15 protein-coding genes are annotated in these 17,098 nt (G+C 63.9%); 13 read left to right on the top strand and 2 right to left on the bottom strand.

Features of this window, described 5'->3' with window-relative positions; all coding sequences use genetic code 11:
• Window positions 1-349: 349 nt before the first annotated feature.
• Window positions 350-1,165 carry an SDR family NAD(P)-dependent oxidoreductase gene (locus tag GTW25_RS16845; RefSeq protein ID WP_252913374.1) on the bottom strand — a complete coding sequence of 272 codons (816 nt, stop codon included), beginning with the start codon at window positions 1,163-1,165 and terminating at the stop codon, window positions 350-352.
• A 100-nt stretch (window positions 1,166-1,265) separates the two neighbouring features.
• On the opposite strand from GTW25_RS16845, the gene GTW25_RS16840 reads away from it, so the two are divergent.
• From GTW25_RS16840 to GTW25_RS16780, 13 genes are all read left to right on the top strand, one after another.
• The gene (locus GTW25_RS16840) at window positions 1,266-2,159 is read left to right on the top strand and encodes a LysR family transcriptional regulator (protein ID WP_252913373.1); all 894 of its coding nucleotides are present in this window, start codon (window positions 1,266-1,268) and stop codon (window positions 2,157-2,159) included.
• Window positions 2,160-2,386: 227 nt separating this feature from the next.
• A complete protein-coding gene (gene kdpF, locus GTW25_RS16835; RefSeq protein ID WP_252913372.1) occupies window positions 2,387-2,512 on the top strand; it encodes a K(+)-transporting ATPase subunit F in 126 nt (41 codons plus the stop codon).
• A gap of 15 nt (window positions 2,513-2,527) precedes the next feature.
• Window positions 2,528-4,237 carry a potassium-transporting ATPase subunit KdpA gene (kdpA, locus tag GTW25_RS16830; RefSeq protein ID WP_252913371.1) on the top strand — a complete coding sequence of 570 codons (1,710 nt, stop codon included), beginning with the start codon at window positions 2,528-2,530 and terminating at the stop codon, window positions 4,235-4,237.
• Window positions 4,238-4,251: 14 nt separating this feature from the next.
• Window positions 4,252-6,312, top strand: a complete 2,061-nt coding sequence (gene kdpB / locus GTW25_RS16825; RefSeq protein WP_252913370.1) for a potassium-transporting ATPase subunit KdpB — start codon at window positions 4,252-4,254, stop codon at window positions 6,310-6,312.
• 2 nt (window positions 6,313-6,314) lie between these two features.
• Window positions 6,315-6,884 (top strand): potassium-transporting ATPase subunit KdpC, encoded by a 570-nt coding sequence (kdpC, locus tag GTW25_RS16820; RefSeq protein ID WP_252913369.1) that lies wholly within the window; start codon window positions 6,315-6,317, stop codon window positions 6,882-6,884.
• Between the two features lie 7 nt (window positions 6,885-6,891).
• A complete protein-coding gene (locus GTW25_RS16815; RefSeq protein WP_252913368.1) occupies window positions 6,892-9,582 on the top strand; it encodes an ATP-binding protein in 2,691 nt (896 codons plus the stop codon).
• Window positions 9,579-10,268: a response regulator gene (locus GTW25_RS16810; protein WP_252913367.1), complete on the top strand. Its 690-nt coding sequence runs from the start codon at window positions 9,579-9,581 to the stop codon at window positions 10,266-10,268. The genes GTW25_RS16815 and GTW25_RS16810 overlap by 4 nt, the downstream gene beginning before the upstream one ends.
• A gap of 117 nt (window positions 10,269-10,385) precedes the next feature.
• Window positions 10,386-11,213 (top strand): DUF1963 domain-containing protein, encoded by an 828-nt coding sequence (locus tag GTW25_RS16805; RefSeq protein WP_252913366.1) that lies wholly within the window; start codon window positions 10,386-10,388, stop codon window positions 11,211-11,213.
• A complete protein-coding gene (locus tag GTW25_RS20725; RefSeq protein ID WP_252913365.1) occupies window positions 11,195-11,287 on the top strand; it encodes a DUF1963 domain-containing protein in 93 nt (30 codons plus the stop codon). Before GTW25_RS16805 ends, GTW25_RS20725 begins: the two co-directional genes overlap by 19 nt.
• A gap of 42 nt (window positions 11,288-11,329) precedes the next feature.
• Window positions 11,330-12,178, top strand: coding sequence for a DUF2711 family protein (locus tag GTW25_RS16795; protein ID WP_252913364.1), 849 nt, complete (start codon window positions 11,330-11,332; stop codon window positions 12,176-12,178).
• Between the two features lie 407 nt (window positions 12,179-12,585).
• On the top strand, window positions 12,586-12,927 hold the full coding sequence (locus tag GTW25_RS16790; RefSeq protein WP_252913363.1) for a hypothetical protein: 342 nt from the start codon (window positions 12,586-12,588) through the stop codon (window positions 12,925-12,927).
• A 63-nt stretch (window positions 12,928-12,990) separates the two neighbouring features.
• The gene (gene secD, locus GTW25_RS16785) at window positions 12,991-15,522 is read left to right on the top strand and encodes a protein translocase subunit SecD (RefSeq protein WP_252913362.1); all 2,532 of its coding nucleotides are present in this window, start codon (window positions 12,991-12,993) and stop codon (window positions 15,520-15,522) included.
• Window positions 15,523-15,650: 128 nt separating this feature from the next.
• A complete protein-coding gene (locus GTW25_RS16780; RefSeq protein WP_252913361.1) occupies window positions 15,651-16,208 on the top strand; it encodes a dihydrofolate reductase family protein in 558 nt (185 codons plus the stop codon).
• Window positions 16,209-16,233: 25 nt separating this feature from the next.
• On the opposite strand, the gene GTW25_RS16775 is transcribed toward GTW25_RS16780, so the two are convergent.
• Entirely contained in the window at window positions 16,234-17,097 is an 864-nt protein-coding gene (locus tag GTW25_RS16775; protein ID WP_252913360.1) for an isocitrate lyase/PEP mutase family protein, read from the bottom strand.
• Window position 17,098: the final 1 nt, after the last annotated feature.

Here is a 17,098-nt window from a genome sequence, read left to right as displayed (position 1 = left end):
GCCACGAAGCGTAGACGTTCTTCCATCACCGAACACTCCATCCACGGCATCAACACCTCCCGGCAAAGCCGAAAAGTGTTACCCATGTGTCCGGTACAAAACGTCACCTATGTCTCGGGTCGTTCTCCGATCGCCCTCTATATCCCGATATTGCCGCCGATCACTGCACACTTACCAGTCCGCATGCAAAAACGCCGACTTTACGCTACAGCCCGATATATCTTTAAATCGCGACGGCAGTTTCGACCCATTTACTCTGTTTAGGGGTCGCCGAAGCCTCTCTCCGAGTGGTTATTCGGACGGCTAGGCCAAGCAACCACCTCCCTTGTCAGAGCGATGGTTTTTCGTGTCAGCCGCGATCGGTGGATCGGGCGATGTCGTGCCGCAATTGATCGACCTTCGCGCCCGCCCACTGCCGTGCGTCGTCGCCGAATATAAACCGTGATGGCACATCGTCCTGCGAAGCAAGCACCACGATCCGCGCGGCGAGCAGCTTGGGATCGTTCGGTTGATTGCCATTGGCCCCGTCCACGAACGCTCGATACTGCGCGATCGCTTCGGCATAGTCCGGAATATCGATGCTACCGAAGCGCGCCGACTTGCCGTCCATGAAGTCGGTGCGCAGCATCCCCGGCTCGACCAGGAGCGAGCGGACGCCGAACGGCGCCAACTCCTGCGCAAAGCCCTCCATCCATCCCTCGACCGCGAATTTCGACGCCGAGTAGACCGCTCCACCGCCGTTTGAAACCAACCCGCTGACTGACGAGATGGTGACGATGAGGCCTGCGCGACGCTCGCGCATGTGAGGGGCGACCGCGCGCGCGACGTTCATCGTGCCGAACACATTGACCTCGAACTGGCACCGCACCGCTTCATCGGTGAAGGTCTCGAAGAAGCCCAGTTCGGCGTAGCCGGCATTGTTGATCAGCACATCGATCGCACCGAACCGCTCGATGATCTCGGCAGCGACCGCGTTCGCCGCTTCGGCATCAGTGATATCGAGTTCGAGGGCGTGCAGGCGGTCGTGTTCGCCCCCGAAGGCATCGCGCAACGTATCAGTGGACCGCGCCGTTGCCACCACCGTTTCGCCCGCATCTAGCGCCGCTCGCGTGATCTGGAGTCCAAGTCCTCGGCTTGCGCCCGTCACTAACCACACCTTGCTCATAGCTGCTCTTATTCCTTCCGCTGTCGGGAGCTATGTAGTTGTGTTAATTTATCGAGATAACTGATTAATAAATAATAGGCCTTAGTAGCAGGGATCATCAATGCGTCCGGATCAACTCGGCGACCTCGCCGTCTTCGCGGCCATCGCCGCCGACCGCAGCTTCACGCGTGCCGCGAGGCGGCTCGGGGTCACGCAGTCGGCGTTGAGCCAGACCATGAAGCGACTGGAGGGCCAGCTCGGTTTTCGCCTGCTCGCCCGCACGACGCGCAGCGTCGCCCCGACCGCTGCCGGCGAGCGCCTGCTCGCCACCCTGTCGCCGGCACTGGCAGGGCTAGACGACGAGATCGAGGCGCTGTCACAGGCAGGCGGGGCAGCGATCGGCACCGTCCGGATCACGACCGGCAAACACGCCGCGGACACCGTGCTGTGGCCGATGCTGCCGTCCTTCATGTGTCGCTACCCCGGCATCGAGGTGGAAGTGTATGTAGAGGACGGGATGACCGACGTCGTGGCGGGCCGATACGATGCGGGCATCCGGCTCGGCGAGCGATTGGAGAAGGACATGATCGCGCTTGCGGTCGGGCCTCCGCTCCGCGTCGCGGTCGTGGCCGCTCCCGGTTATCTGAGCGACCATCCGCTACCGATGGAGCCCGCCGACCTCACAGCGCACCGCTGCATCGCCTACGGCGACGCGTATGGCGGCCTGTCTCCCTGGTCGTTCGAGCGTGACGGCCATACTGTGACGGTCGCGCCGGGCCGCGGGCCGGTATTCAACGACGGCGATCTGCTGGTGGCTGCCGCCCTTGAGGGTTTCGGTGTCCTCTACATCCTGGAGGATCTGGTGGCGGCGCCGATTGCCGATGGCCGTCTCACTCGCCTTTTGGAGCCGTGGTGCGAGCCGTTCGCCGGCTACCACCTCTATTACCCCGATCGGCAGGGCACGACGGCCTTCGAACTGTTCAAGGAGACGCTTCGAGCAAGCAGGGCCGCGTGAAGGCGCGACCAGGCGTCGGCGTTGATCCTCGAAACTCGATCTAGTGCGGACGGCAGGCGGTAGCTGCTCGTCCTTATGTTTTCCTTACGCGCGCGCCGCGTATCCGCAATCGATATCTGATGCGGGTCAGCGCTATTTCTCCTGAAACACCATGTTCAGGAGACTTATCTTGGCTGACATCGTCTTTCTTTTCGTCGGCGTAGGCGCGCTTATCGGCTTCGGCGCCTATGCCCGTCTTCTTGCGCGACTGTCGTGAGGATTGTGACATGGTCGAAGCATTCATCGGGCTCGGCGTGGTGGTGCTGCTTGCTGTCTATCTCCTCGCGACGCTTTTGCGTCCCGAGCGGTTCTGATCGCCGGAGCGTTCCATGACACTTATCGGATGGCTGCAGATCGCAGTCCTGTTTCTTGCCGTCCTCGTGGCGGTGAAGCCGCTCGGGCTTTACATGGCGCGTGTCTTTTCGGGCGAGCGCAATTTCATGTCCCGCGTTCTCGCGCCTGTCGAGACGGGTTTCTATCGCCTTGCCGGCGTCGATGCGGGCAAGGAGCAGGGCTGGCTTTCCTATACGTTCGCGATGCTCGCCTTTTCCGTCGCCGGTTTCGTCGCGCTCTACGCGATCTTGCGGCTGCAGGCGTTTTTGCCTCTCAATCCGCAGGGCTTCGCCAATGTCCCGCCTGACCTCGCCTTCAATACGGCCGTCAGCTTCCTGACCAATACCAATTGGCAGAACTACGGCGGCGAGTCGACGATGAGCCATTTCAGCCAGATGGCGGGGCTCACGGTGCAGAATTTCGTCTCGGCCGCGACAAGCATCGCGATCGCGATGGCGCTGACCCGCGCCTTTGCCCGGTCGAAGGCGGCGACGCTCGGCAATTTCTGGGTGGACCTCACGCGGGCGACGCTCTACGTGCTCCTGCCGCTGTCCGTTTTCGTCGCCCTCATCTTCGTCGCCACCGGCCTGCCGCAGACGCTCGATGCCTCGATGACGGCGACCACGCTCGAGGGCGGTCGGCAAGTCATCGCGCTCGGCCCCGTCGCCAGCCAGGAGGCGATCAAGCAGATCGGCACGAATGGCGGCGGCTTCTTCAACGTCAATGCCGCCCATCCCTTCGAAAACCCGACCGCTCTGTCGAACCTCGTGAACATCTTCGCGATGCTCTCGGTTTCCTCCGCGCTGGTCTACACCTTCGGCCAGATGGTGGGAGACCGCCGTCAGGGCTGGGCTTTGCTCGTTGCGATCGCCATCCTGCTGATTGCCGGCGTCGGCGCCGTTTACTGGGCCGAAACGCAGGGCAATCCGATCCTCGCTTCGCTCGGGCTCCATGCCGGCGGCGGCAACATGGAAGGCAAGGAGGTTCGCTTTGGGCAGGCGGCAAGCGCGCTCTATGCCGCCGTGACGACCGGCCTGTCGAATGGCGGCGTCAATGCCATGCACGGCTCGCTGACCGGGCTCGGCGGCCTTGTGCCGATGTTCCTGATCCAGCTTGGCGAGGTGCTGCCGGGCGGCGTCGGCTCGGGCCTTTACGCACTCGTCGTCTTCGCCGTCCTCTCGGTGTTCGTCGCAGGGCTGATGGTCGGTCGCACGCCCGAACTGCTCGGCAAGAAGATCGACGGCCGCGAGATGAAATATGCCATGCTGGCGGTTCTCATCCTGCCGGCCGCCATCCTCGGCTTCACCGCAGTCTCGGCGATGCTGCCGGTCGCCGTCGCCAGCATAGGCACGCCGGGGCCGCACGGCCTGTCTGAAATCCTCTACGCCTACACGTCGGCGGCGGGCAACAACGGCTCGGCTTTCGGCGGTCTCTCGGGCAATACGCCCTGGTACAACACGACGCTCGGCATCGCCATGCTGCTTGGGCGCTTCGCCTATGCGATCCCCGTCCTGGCGATGGCCGGCTCGATCGCCGCCAAGGTGAAGACGCCTGCATCGGGCGGCACATTCCCCACCCACACGCCGCTCTTCGTCGGCCTTTTGATCGGCATCATCCTCATTCTCGGCGGTCTGCAATTTTTCCCGGCACTGGCGCTCGGCCCCATCGTCGAACATTTCGCCATGCTGGCCGGCCAGACCTTCTGAAAGAAAGCGTAGTCATGTCCAGCCAGCACGCCACAACGGCCCCCCTTCCGGCAGAAACGCCGGGCTTCTTCGACCGCGCTATCCTGGCCCCGGCCATCGTGTCGGCCTTCAAGAAGCTCGATCCGCGCCAGCTCATGCGCAACCCGGTGATCTTCGTCACGGAGATTGTCGCGGCGCTCGTCACGCTTCTGTTCCTGCGCGATCTGCTCTTCGGCGGCGATGCGGGGTTTTCCGGCCAGATTGCCGCCTGGCTATGGTTTACGGTGCTGTTCGCCACCTTTGCCGAAGCCGTTGCGGAGGGGCGCGGCAAGGCGCAGGCTGACAGCCTCAAGCGCGCACGCTCGGACCTGTCCGCGCGGCTCGTGTCCGGCGATGCCGGCGGCACCCGGACGATCCCCGCGACCGCTCTTGCGGTGGGCGACATCGTGATCGTCGAGGCGGGCGAACTGATCCCCGGCGACGGCGAGGTGATCGAGGGCATTGCCTCGGTCAACGAAAGCGCCGTCACCGGCGAATCCGCTCCTGTGATCCGCGAATCCGGCGGCGACCGTTCGGCCGTGACCGGAGGCACGCAGGTCCTGTCCGACCATCTGAAGATCCGGATCACGGTCGCGCCGGGATCGAGCTTCGTCGACCGCATGATCGCGCTGATCGAGGGGGCGAAGCGCCAGAAGACGCCAAACGAAATCGCGCTGTCGATCCTGTTGTCGGGACTGACCCTGATCTTCCTGATCGCCGTCACGACGCTCTGGGGCCTTGCCGGCTATTCGGGCACCGTTCTCTCCGTCACCGTGCTTGCCGCGCTTCTCGTCACGCTGATCCCCACGACGATCGGCGGTCTCCTGTCGGCCATCGGCATCGCCGGCATGAACCGGCTCGTACGTTTCAATGTGATCGCCACATCCGGCCGCGCGGTCGAGGCGGCCGGCGACGTCGATACGCTCCTCCTCGACAAGACCGGCACGATCACTTTCGGCAACCGTATGGCGGCCGATTTCCTCCCCGTACCGGGCGTGACCGAAGCGGAACTTGCCGAGGCAGCCTTGTTGGCAAGCCTTGCCGACGAGACGCCGGAAGGCCGTTCAATCGTCGCCTTGGCGACGGGCGAATATGGCGTGTCCAATCCCTCATTCGCGCCCGATGCGACGATCCCCTTCGCTGCGGAAACGCGCCTGTCCGGTGTCGATGCGGGCGGACGGCGGGTCCGGAAAGGGGCGGTCGATGCCGTATTGCGCTTCGCCGACATCGCGAAGGACGCCGCACCGGCCGAGTTCCGTGCCGCTGTCGACCGTGTCGCGCGCACCGGAGGGACGCCGCTTGCGGTGGCGGATGGCCAGCGTCTGCTCGGCGTCATCCACCTCAAGGATGTGGTCAAGCCCGGCATCAAGGAGCGCTTCGCCCGGATGCGGGCCATGGGCATCCGCACCGTCATGGTGACGGGCGACAATCCGGTGACGGCGGCCGCGATTGCGTCCGAGGCCGGTGTCGACGACTTCCTCGCTCAGGCGACCCCGGAAGACAAGCTCGCCTATATTCGCAGGGAGCAGCGGGGCGGCCGCCTGATCGCCATGTGCGGCGACGGCACGAACGACGCGCCGGCACTGGCCCAGGCCGATGTCGGCGTCGCCATGCAGACCGGCACCCAGGCCGCCCGCGAGGCCGCCAACATGGTCGATCTCGATTCCAGCCCGACCAAGCTCATCGAGATCGTCGAGATCGGCAAGCAGCTTTTGATGACGCGCGGCTCGCTCACCACCTTCTCCATCGCAAATGATGTCGCGAAGTATTTCGCCATCATCCCCGCGTTGTTCGTGACGACTTATCCGGCGCTTGGCGCGCTCAATGTCATGGGGCTCGCCTCGCCGCAATCGGCGATCCTGTCAGCGGTGATCTTCAACGCGCTCATCATCGTGGCGCTGATTCCGCTCGCGCTCAAGGGCGTCGCCTATCGTCCGGTCGGCGCCGCCGCTCTCCTGCGCCGTAACCTTTTCGTCTATGGCCTTGGCGGACTGGCGCTGCCCTTTGTCGGGATCAAGCTCGTCGACCTGGCCGTCACGGCCCTTCATCTGGTGTGATCATGATCAAGCATATCCGTCCCGCCCTCGTCCTCACCGTGCTCTTCACGCTGCTTCTCGGGCTGGGCTATCCCCTCGCCATCACAGGATTGGCAGGCGTTCTCCTGCCGGCACAGGCCGGCGGTAGCCAGATCGTTCGAAACGGAACCGTCGCCGGCTCCGCCCTGATCGGGCAGAGCTTCACCTCGGACCGATACTTCTGGCCGCGCCCGTCGGCCACCGGGCCCGAGCCCTACAACGCGTCCGCGTCGAGCGGCTCCAATCTCGGTCCGACCTCGGCGAAGCTGCGCGAACGTGTCACCGCCGATGTTGAACGGTTGAGGGCGGCCGGCGTCACGGGCACTGTTCCCGCCGACGCGGCCACGGCCTCCGCGTCAGGTCTCGACCCGCATATCTCGCCCGAATTTGCGCGTGCGCAAATCGAGCGCGTGGCGCGAGCCCGCGGCCTCGATGCAGCCGACTTAACAGATCTCGTGTCCCGATTCGAAGAAGACCGGGTTTTCGGTTTCATCGGCGAGCCGCGCGTGAATGTGCTACATCTCAATATCGCTCTCGATGAACTGAATACCTGACCGGCGCATGGCCTCCAGCGGCACTTCAAAGGACAACAGACCGGACCCCGATGTCCTTCTTGCCGAAGCCAGGCAGCACGGTCGCGGGCGGTTGACCGTTTTCCTGGGGGCCGCGCCGGGCGTGGGCAAGACCTACGCCATGCTGTCGCGGGCTGGAAAACTGCAGGCGAACGGCGTCGATATCGTCGTCGGGGTCGCTGAAACGCACGGCCGCGCCGAGACCGCGCAGCTTCTGGACGGGCTGGAGGCGCTGCCCAGGAAGCAACTTGAATATCGGGGGCGACAAGTCGAGGCTTTCGACCTCGATGCCGCTCTGACGCGCCGGCCACATGTGATCATCGTGGATGAGCTGGCATCCAGCAATCCCGAAGGTGCCCGCCACCCGAAGCGTTTCCAGGACATCGAGGAATTGCTCGCCGCCGGAATCGATGTCTGGACGGCGCTCAATATTCAGCACCTCGAAAGCCTGTCCGACGTGGTGGCCGAGATCACGGGCGTGCGCGTGCGCGAGCGGGTGCCCGATACCGTCCTTCAAAGGGCCGACGAGGTCGTGCTGGTCGATCTTCCGCCCGCCGAACTGATCGAGCGCCTGAAGCAGGGCAAGGTCTATCTGCCCGAAAGCGCGAAGCGGGCGATCGATCAGTTCTTCCGGCCGGGCAACCTCACCGCGCTGCGCGAGATGGCCCTGCGTCGCACTGCGGATCATGTCGACGACGACATGGTCGATTATCTCAAGCGGCATGCGATCGAAGGAGCCTGGGCATCGGCCGAGCGGCTGATCGTGTGCGTCGGCCCCGATGCCTTGTCCGAAAAGGTCGTCCGAACCGCAAGCCGTCTTGCATCCGGTCTCAATGCGCCGTGGATCGTCGTGTCGCTGGAGCGTGCCGATCGCGAACCGGCCGATGCGGCGCCGGCGCGTATCGACGCGCTCTTCAAGCTCGCCGAAAGGCTCGGCGCCGAGACGCGCCGTATCGCGGCGACCGATTTCGTCTCCGAACTCATGAAGCTGGCGCGGCGCGAGCACGCGACGCAGATCGTCATCGGCGTTCATGTGCGCCCGCGCTGGCTGTCATGGGTGCGTGCCTCTCTTGCCGACGAACTGGCGGCGCGCGGCGCAGGTCTCGGGGTTCATCTTGTGACCGGTGATCAGGAGGAACCGCCAAGTTTCGTGCGCAGGTTTCGGCGTCCCGATCGTCGCGAAAACCTGCGATCGGTCATGATCGCCTTTTCCAGCGTTGCGGCCGCCTCACTGATCGCCATCGGGGTCGACCGTGCGATCGACCTGCCGAATGTGTCGCTGCTCTTCCTGATGTCAGTGGTCTTCTCCGCGATCCGCGCCGGCTATGTCGCTGCATTTCTCGCCGCGATCCTTTCGGGGCTCGCCTACAACTTCTTTTTCATTCAGCCCCTCGAGACCTTCGTGATCGCCTCGCCGCACGAGGTCTTCGCGTTCTTCATCTTCATCGGTGCGGCGCTGCTTGCAGGAGGACTTGCCTCGCGGGTGCGCGAGCAGGCGCGGGCCGCCCGTGCGCGGGCCGTGGCGGTTCAGTCCCTCTACGACTTCGCCAGGAAGCTCTCGGGAACGGCAAAGGCGGAAAACGTGCTGTGGGCGGCGGTCTCCCAGCTTCACGAGACCTTCGGCAAAGCTGCCGTCATCTTGATGCCGCAGGATGGGGAGCTCGTTCTCGCCTCCGCCTGGCCGCCCGACGCGGACCTTGACGTCACCGACATGACCGCCGCCCGCTGGGCGTTCGAGCGAAAGGAAACGGCCGGAAGCGATACGGGAACCCTTCCGGCGAGCGGCTACCAGTTCAGGCCGATGACAAGCCCTCAAGGGGTCTTGGGCGTGTGCGGACTGAAATGGGACGGCCGGTCCGTGGACGGCGTCTCCGAACGGATCCTTTACGCCGTCATGGACCAGACGGCCATCGCCATCGACCGTGCGCGGCTCGCCGAGGAGAGCATCGCCCAGGCCGCGAAGCTTCAGAGCGACAATCTCAGGGCAGCCCTTTTGTCCTCGATATCGCATGATCTCAGGACGCCGCTTTCCACGATCACCGGCGCCGTCACCAGCCTTCGCCAGCTTGGCGACCGGATGGGGCCGGAAAGTCGCAACGATCTTCTGGCCACCATCGAGGAGGAAAGCGCGCGCCTCAGCCGCTTCGTCGCAAACCTTCTCGACATGACCCGCATCGAAGCGGGCACGCTCGACGCCCGCAAGGACTGGATCGATGTCGGGGACGTGGTCCGGGCCGCCGTCGAGCGCTGCGCGCGATATTTCCCGGAACTCGCGGTCGAGACCAGTGCCGCGCCCGAACTTCCCCTCATGCGGGGAGACAGCGTGTTGCTCGGCCAGGTTCTGTTCAATCTCCTGGACAATGCGGCCAAATATGCCGCCGGCGAGCCCGTGCGGATCGACATCCGCACGGATGAAAGGGAGATCGTCATCTGCGTCACGGATATGGGGCGGGGCATCCCGGCCAACGATCTCGACGCCGTTTTCGGGAAGTTCTTCCGGCGCGGCAAACCGGACGGCCGGGCTCCCGGCACGGGTCTCGGCCTGTCGATCGCCAGAGGTTTCGTCGAGGCGATGGGCGGCACGATCAGGGCCGAAAGCCCGGCCTTTCGCCGCAAGGGCACAAGGATGATGCTGCGCTTCCCGATACCCGAGAACGGCAAGGAGGCGGCACCGCAATGAGCGCGGATCGCATTCTCGTCGTCGATGACGAACCGCAGATTCAGCGTTTCCTGCGGCCCGCTTTGACGGCCGCAGGTTACGACGTGATCGAGGCCCGGACCGGTGCGGAAGCGGTGAAAGCGGCAGCGACGGCTGCCCCCGACGTAATCATCCTCGATCTCGGCCTGCCGGACATGGACGGAAAGGATGTCGTCGCCAAGCTGCGCGGCTGGAGTACGGTTCCGATCATCATCCTGTCCGCGCGGGACCGCGAGAGCGAGAAGGTCGCCGCGCTCGATCTGGGCGCCGACGACTATATCGAAAAGCCTTTCGGCATCGGCGAACTGACGGCCCGCATCCGCACGGCGCTGCGTCACCGGCTGCGCGCCGATGCGCAAACGGAGCGCGTCTGCGTCGATGGCCTCGAGATCGACACGCTGCGCCGTCTCGTCGCGCGCGACGGAGAACCGGTCAGGCTGACGCCCAAGGAATACGATCTTCTCGTCCTGCTCGCCCGCCATGCAGGGCGCGTCGTCACGCACCGCACGCTGCTCACCTCCATATGGGGGCCGGCCCATGGCGACGATCTGCACTATCTGCGCGTTTTCATCGGCCAGCTCCGCCAGAAGATCGAGCGCGACCCCGCTCGGCCGGCGATCATCCGCACCGAACCGGGCGTCGGATACCGCTTCGCGGACGAATTGTGACGCAGGGTGCGCCTACAGATTCACGCGGCCGCCTCGCATTGATTTTCGAACCCGTCGGGTTTTCGGCGAGCGGCTGGCCGGGTTAGGTTCAGGCGTCGAGGATGATGGAGAGGTCATTTGCAGGCGGATATTCCTGCCGCGAGGCGCGACGTCGAGAATGGGATCCGCTCTGCTTTCGCCGGCGTCGTGCTGGGCGACGGCACCAGCATCGGTCATGCGGAATATATCGACTGCTGGCGCAAGAATCCGGACGGCAGCCCGATCACCGACGAGCAATATCGCGCGATGACCGCGAATGACATCGTCGACGACTGGACGCAGGTGACGCTTCAGGAACTGGAGCGCGACAACATCGCCCATTTCGACCTTGCCTCCTTGTCGCGGCTTGCCGGCTTCGATCCCGCATTGCCCGATGAAGGTCGGCTCTACCTGTTCTACGATCTGCTTTGCCTTCCGGCGTCATACGATCCGGCATCCCGCCCAGCCTTCCGGGTCATTCACGATACCTCGCCCGAAGATGCACTCGTGCGCGCCGATCTTCCCAAGCAACTGGCGAAGATCGCCGATGCGCGCGGCGCGATGCTCAAACCGGCAACTTTGGCTATGCGCGAGGCGATCACCTCGATGCTGATGGAAAGCCTTGCCACGAGTGAGGCTCGCATGCACGGCCGGCATAAGGAGAAATATGACACCTGGCTGATGGATGAGGTCGGCTGGCCGGGGGAGCCCGAGCGGGACCGCCATCAGGTCGGGGGCTGGCCGCGCGCGATCCAGCAGGGCATGCAAAGCACGGCCCAGCTTGCCGCAAACGGTATCGATGCCGGCTTATCCAAAGCCTACAGGGGAAAGAAGGCGAAGGCCCTGCTTGCGGATGCCGGAGCATGGCGCCTGATCTTCCAACTCGGCCCGATGAGGCGATCGGCAACATGTTGCCCGGCTCCGTGAACTTCCTTCTGCGCGACGAGGATCTGGCGGCGCGCCGCTTCGATCGGGCCTGGGTGATCTATGAGCAGAGTTGAGCGTTCTCGATGCCGGGCGGCTTTATGCCGATAGAGGACCCGATGAACATAGCGGCGCTGGCGGAGCAGGGGATGTTCCGTATGCCAATGGCGGATACGCCGATCCTGCCCTTCTATGGCGGTGCCTATGATCGCGGCTTCGTCGCGCTGCATCCGTTCGTCACGATCGACGGTCTCGATCCCGCGCAATGCGAGCATGGGACGCACATCGTCGAACGATCCGAGATTCCCGACGGGGTAGACATCGTGGCATGGGCGGACGAGCACCGCGCCGGTGAGCGAAAGAACATGGTGATCGACGCCGATCAGGTCGATCATGCGGCCAAAATTCGGGGTCGGCCGGTCGGATGGCGCCAGATGGGCGAGGCGGTCGGTTTTACCGATCACCTGGCGTTGAACCGGGCGCTGCGCACGCATATACGCGCGCTGCGTCCCGAATTCGCCGATCCGGAAGGTGCCGCAAAGCTTGTGGCGCATTGTGCGCAAAGACGGATTTTCCTGCCGACCGAGGGTGAGTTCCAGCCCGTCATGGAAAGAGCCATGCTGCGCTTCCTGACCGCCGCGGGACTGGATCGCATCATCTGGGCCGACGAGTTCGACGCGGACTCGGCACAGCAAATCTGCCTGGATGACTTTCCGTCCGAAGGAAGATGGATCGAGGGAAAGGCCACCCCGGACTTTCGGCCGCGAAGGCTGTTCGCCGGGGACGGCTCGCTCTTCGTCTGCGTCGACTGGGACAGCTTCTTCACCCTGATCCTCGGCAGCGAGCGGCGGCTGGCGGCCGGACGGCCGGAGACATGTTTCGAGGGCTTCCGGTGCGCGCGCGAAACGGAAATCTTTTGGATTTTCCAGGAGCCGCTGCCGCTGGTCGGTACGCCGTGGGCCGGGTGAGCCCGAGCTTTATCCGCACCTTGCCGCAAGGCGCAGATGCCGGATGCGCAGATCCTCGTCCATGAATTCGGGCCTTTCCATCGAGAGCACGATGCCCAGAACATCGCCGTCGATCGTGCCGGTCTCCAACTCGCGCTCGAATTGCGGTCATATCCGGTTCGCGATCCGTATTTTTCGGTCGTTTCAGCCAGCGCCGGGAGTATCTGCGAGATAGCTTAGCGAACTCGTGCGAGGCTTGGAAGGTTTATGCCAAATACCGGGTTCGCAACGTCACATTGACGATATGTAATGGTGGCGGCTCTTGATTTCAGGTGGTTTGGAGCGCACACAAAAGCGAACTGAACGGCCAGATTTGTGTCTGGCGGCAAAAGAGTATCCCTCCGAGCGCCATGCACCGGCATTTGACCATGGATCGCCTGTCCGCAGCCCTGATCGCTGCGTTCGCGGTTCTGTGCGTCGGGTTGGCCTGGTCTTCACCTGCCGCGCAGTTTCAAAAATCCGTCCAGCAGGTCGATGGCGCGGGCCATTCGTTCAAGGCGCTCGCGGTCGTGGCAAGCGTCGTTGAGACGTCTGCCTCAACATCCTCGCCAGGTGGCGGTGACGGTAACGCGGCGCTTCTTCCAGAACTCGTTCAACTGGTCCTGTCCAAGGCAGGCACCGCGCCTGTCGGCTTCGAATACGCAGCCACGGCCTTTCCTGCGGCGATCCGCGCACGCCCGCGCGCACCTCCAGTCTCTGTCCGCGCCTGATCGCGGCGGGCGCGAGCCTGCCTGAGACTGTCGCCGCTTCGGCGGCCATACGGACAACTTTTCATGAAAACCTCCAAATGGACGAAGGCGTTCTACGCGCTCGTCATCCTGCTCGGCTTTGCCGTGGCCTTGCCCGACGTGCTGCCGCATTCGGTACTCGACCGGTTCCCGTCCTGGCTTCCGCATTCCCAGGTCAATCTTGGTCTCGACCTGCAAGGCGGGTCACAACTGACGCTGGAAGTCGACCAGCGCGCAATGAAGGCCGACTGGGTCCAGCAACTGGCGAAAGAGGCGGGCGACACGCTTGCCGCCAGCGGCCTGAAGCCTGAAGCGATCACCACGACCGCCGAGGGCGTCACGGCGCGGTTCGCCGACGATGCAGCCGCAGCGTCGGGCGCAACCGACCTTGCACAGATGAGCGAGCCTCTCAGCGGGATCGGCTATCGTCCCGGTTCCGCCACCTTGACGATCACGCAGGATGGGCAGGGCGTGACCGTCTCACCCAGCGATGCGGGCATGCGGTCGCGGGTCGATCAAGCCATCGTGCAGAGCCTCGAAATCGTGCGCCGCCGCATCGACGAAGTCGGCGTCGCCGAATCGAGCGTTCAGCGGGTCGGTGCGGACCGGATCCTGGTCCAGTTGCCGGGCCTCCAGGACCCGACGCGCCTGCGCAGCCTTCTGGGCAGCACGGCGAAGATGTCGTTTCATCTCGTCGTGCCCGCGACCGCGCAAGGAAAAGCACCTGCCGGCGCGAGCATCCTGACCGCCGCCGATAGCGACCAGACCTATGTCGTGGAAGACCGTATCGCCGTCGACGGCAGTCATCTGAAAGACGCACACGCCTCTTTCGACCAGCGTACGAAAGCGCCGATCGTGGATTTCCGCTTCGACGGCACGGGCGCGCGCGATTTCGGACAGATCACCAGCGCGCATGTCGGCGAGCCGTTCGCGATCGTGCTCGACGGCAAGGTGTTGAGCGCGCCGGTCATCCGTGAGCCGATCATGGGCGGTGCCGGGCAGATCAGCGGCAATTTCTCCGTCGATGAAACAGTTACCCTGTCGGCCCTTTTACGTTCCGGCTCGCTGCCGGCCCCGCTGACCGTCATCGAGGAACGAACGGTCGGGCCGGACCTCGGCGCCGACGTCATTCACATGGGAATCTATGCCGGAGTCGGCGGGCTTGCGGCCGTGATGGCATTCATGGTCCTGCTCTACGGAAGCTGGGGCATGATCGCCAATGCGGCGCTGCTTTTGAACCTGATCCTGACGTTCGCCGCGCTGACTCTGATCGGCGCGACGCTGACGCTGCCCGGCATTGCCGGCATCATTCTCGGTATCGGCATCGCGGTCGATGCGAATGTGCTCGTCAACGAACGCATTCGCGAGGAGGCGAAGAAAGGCGTCAGCGCGATTGCTGCGATCGACCGGGGCTTCAGGCAAGCCTACAGCACCATCGTCGATGCGAATGTGACGACGATCATCGCCATGGTGCTGCTTTTCTATTTCGGGTCCGGACCGATCCGCGGCTTCGCGATCACGATGATGCTCGGCATCATGATCTCCATGTTCACGGCGGTCACCATTGTACGCCTGCTGATGATGGAGCGGGTGCGTATCGGCAGGATCAAGACGATCTCGATGGAGCCGCTGGTCAGGCTGCTTCCGGCAAGCACGAACATTTCCTTCATGCGCGCGCGTTTCTTCGGCATCGGCGTGTCGATCCTTCTGTCGCTCGGCTCTATCGCTCTGTTCATCTATCCGGGCCTGAACTACGGCATCGACTTCACCGGCGGCATTCAGGTCGAAGCCACGACCGCCGCGCCGAACGACCTCGGCCTCATCCGCCAGAAGCTCGACGGGCTGGGGCTGGGAGAGGTCGGCCTTCAGCGTGTCGGGGGCGACAACGGGCTGCTCATCCGTCTTCAGCCGCAGCAGGGCGGCGAAGCGGCGCAGACGGAGGCCGTCGAACAGGTCAGGTCGACGCTCGTCTCGGTCGATCCGACAGCCTCGATCGGCCGCACCGAAGTGGTCGGGCCGAAGATCAGCGGCGAACTTGCCCAGTCGGGCATCATCGCGGTGGTTCTGGCCGGGCTCGGCATGCTGGCTTACATCTGGTGGCGCTTCGAATGGAACTTCGCCATCGGCGCGATCGCCACGCTGATCCTCGACACGACCAAGACGGTCGGCCTGTTCGCCCTTCTCGGTTTGGACTTCAACCTGACCGCCATCGCGGCCCTGTTGACCATCATCGGCTATTCGGTGAACGACAAGGTCGTCGTCTACGACCGGATGCGCGAGAATCTGCGCCTCAATCGCAGGCGCAGCCTGCGCGAGATCATCGACATGTCGATCAACCAGACGCTGTCGCGCTGCATCTTCACCTCGATGACGACCTTCCTGGCGATTCTGCCGATGACGATATGGGGTGGTCATTCCGTGTCGAGCTTCACGATACCGATGCTGTTCGGCATTGTGGTCGCGACCACATCGTCCATCTTCATCGCGGCTCCGATTCTTCTTTTCCTCGGGGATTGGTGGCAGCACCGGGGAGCACGACAAACGACCGACCTTTCACCGCTGCCGCCGCAAGGGTGACGTAAAGCGGCATGACCGCAGTCGACAGGCCCAGTTCGTTGTCGCAGGATAGGATTGCTTGTCCTGCGACAACGGGAGGAATGCCGAATGGCCGAACCGAGGAAGACATCACAGGCTCGGAGTTCATCATGCGCAAGCTGATTGCCTGGAACGTGATGACCCTCGACGGGTATTTCGAGGGTGAAGCCCCCTGGCAGCTCGATTTCCACGAAACGGTCTGGGGCGAGGAACTGGAGCGCTTTTCGCTCGATCAGGGCGAGGACATGGATGTCCTGATCTTCGGCCGACGAACATACGAAGGCATGGCTGCGTACTGGGCCACCGAGACGGGCGCGATCGCAGATTTCATGAACGCGGTGGACAAACGCATCGCATCACGCAGCCGGACACGGGTCGAATGGACCAACGCCCATCCGATCGAGGGCGATGTGGCCGAGGCGGTCCGGGCGCTGAAGCAGCAGCCCGGCAGGAACATCTATATCTTCGGCAGCGCCGATCTTCTGGAAACGCTGCTTGCGAACGATCTCGTCGACGAATACCGCATCTGCCTCGCCCCGGTGGTGCGCGGGTCCGGCACGCCTCTGTTCAAGCCGGGCGGCGAAAGCCGGACCATGAGCCTGCTGGAAGCGCGACCGCTCAAGACGGGCGGCGTCATCCTGCGTTACGATCTGACGAAGGCAGAGTGACGCTCAGCTCTGCACGCCGAGCGCTTCAGCTCTCGTAGGTGTTCCCCTTCGAGAGAAGGTCCGCCGTTCCTATCGCCGCGTTCAGGCCATCGAAATCCGTCATGCGGTCCGCGAAAGGCCGGTTCGAACCGTTCGTCTTGAGGCTGGCATAGTAATCCTGCGCCTGTTTCACGACCGCGCGCACGATGCCGCCGGGGAAAATGACGATCTTGAAGCCGATCTTTCCAAGCTCGGAGGCGCTGCCGATCGGCGTCTGGCCGCCTTCCACCATATTGGCGAGAAGCGGAATGCGCGATGAAAAGGTCTCGCAGACCTTCACCATCTGCTCGCGGCTGCGCGGCGCTTCGATGAACAGAACGTCGGCTCCCGCCTCGACATAGTGATTTGCGCGTTCCATGGCCGCATCGAAGCCTTCGACGGCAATCGCGTCCGTGCGGGCGATGACGAGCGTCGAGCGGTTCGCGCGTGCATCCACGGCGGCGCGGATCTTGCCGCCCATCTCCGCGGCCGACACCAGCGACTTGCCCGCAAGATGACCGCAGCGCTTGGGAAACGACTGGTCCTCAAGCTGGATCGCCGATGCGCCGGCCCGTTCGAAAACGCGCATGGTCCGCTGCACGTTGAGGGCATTGCCGTAGCCGGTGTCGGCGTCGACGATCAACGGGACGGGCGTGCGGTCGCGCACCAGCGCGATGGTCTCGGCGACTTCGGACATGGAAACCAGCCCGATATCGGGACGGCCGAGCCGCGTATAGGCGATGCTCGCGCCCGACAGATACAGCACCTCGAACCCGGCTTCCGTCGCAAGATGCGCCGTGAAGGGATCGTAGACGCCCGGAGCAAGAACGACGTTCCGGTCGGAATCGAGCAAAGCGGAAAGTGTGGTCATG

This window comes from Aliihoeflea aestuarii (assembly GCF_024105665.1).
GTDB classification, from domain to species: Bacteria; Pseudomonadota; Alphaproteobacteria; order Rhizobiales; family Rhizobiaceae; genus Aliihoeflea; species Aliihoeflea aestuarii.
This window is presented reverse-complemented; position numbering and strand designations above follow the sequence as displayed.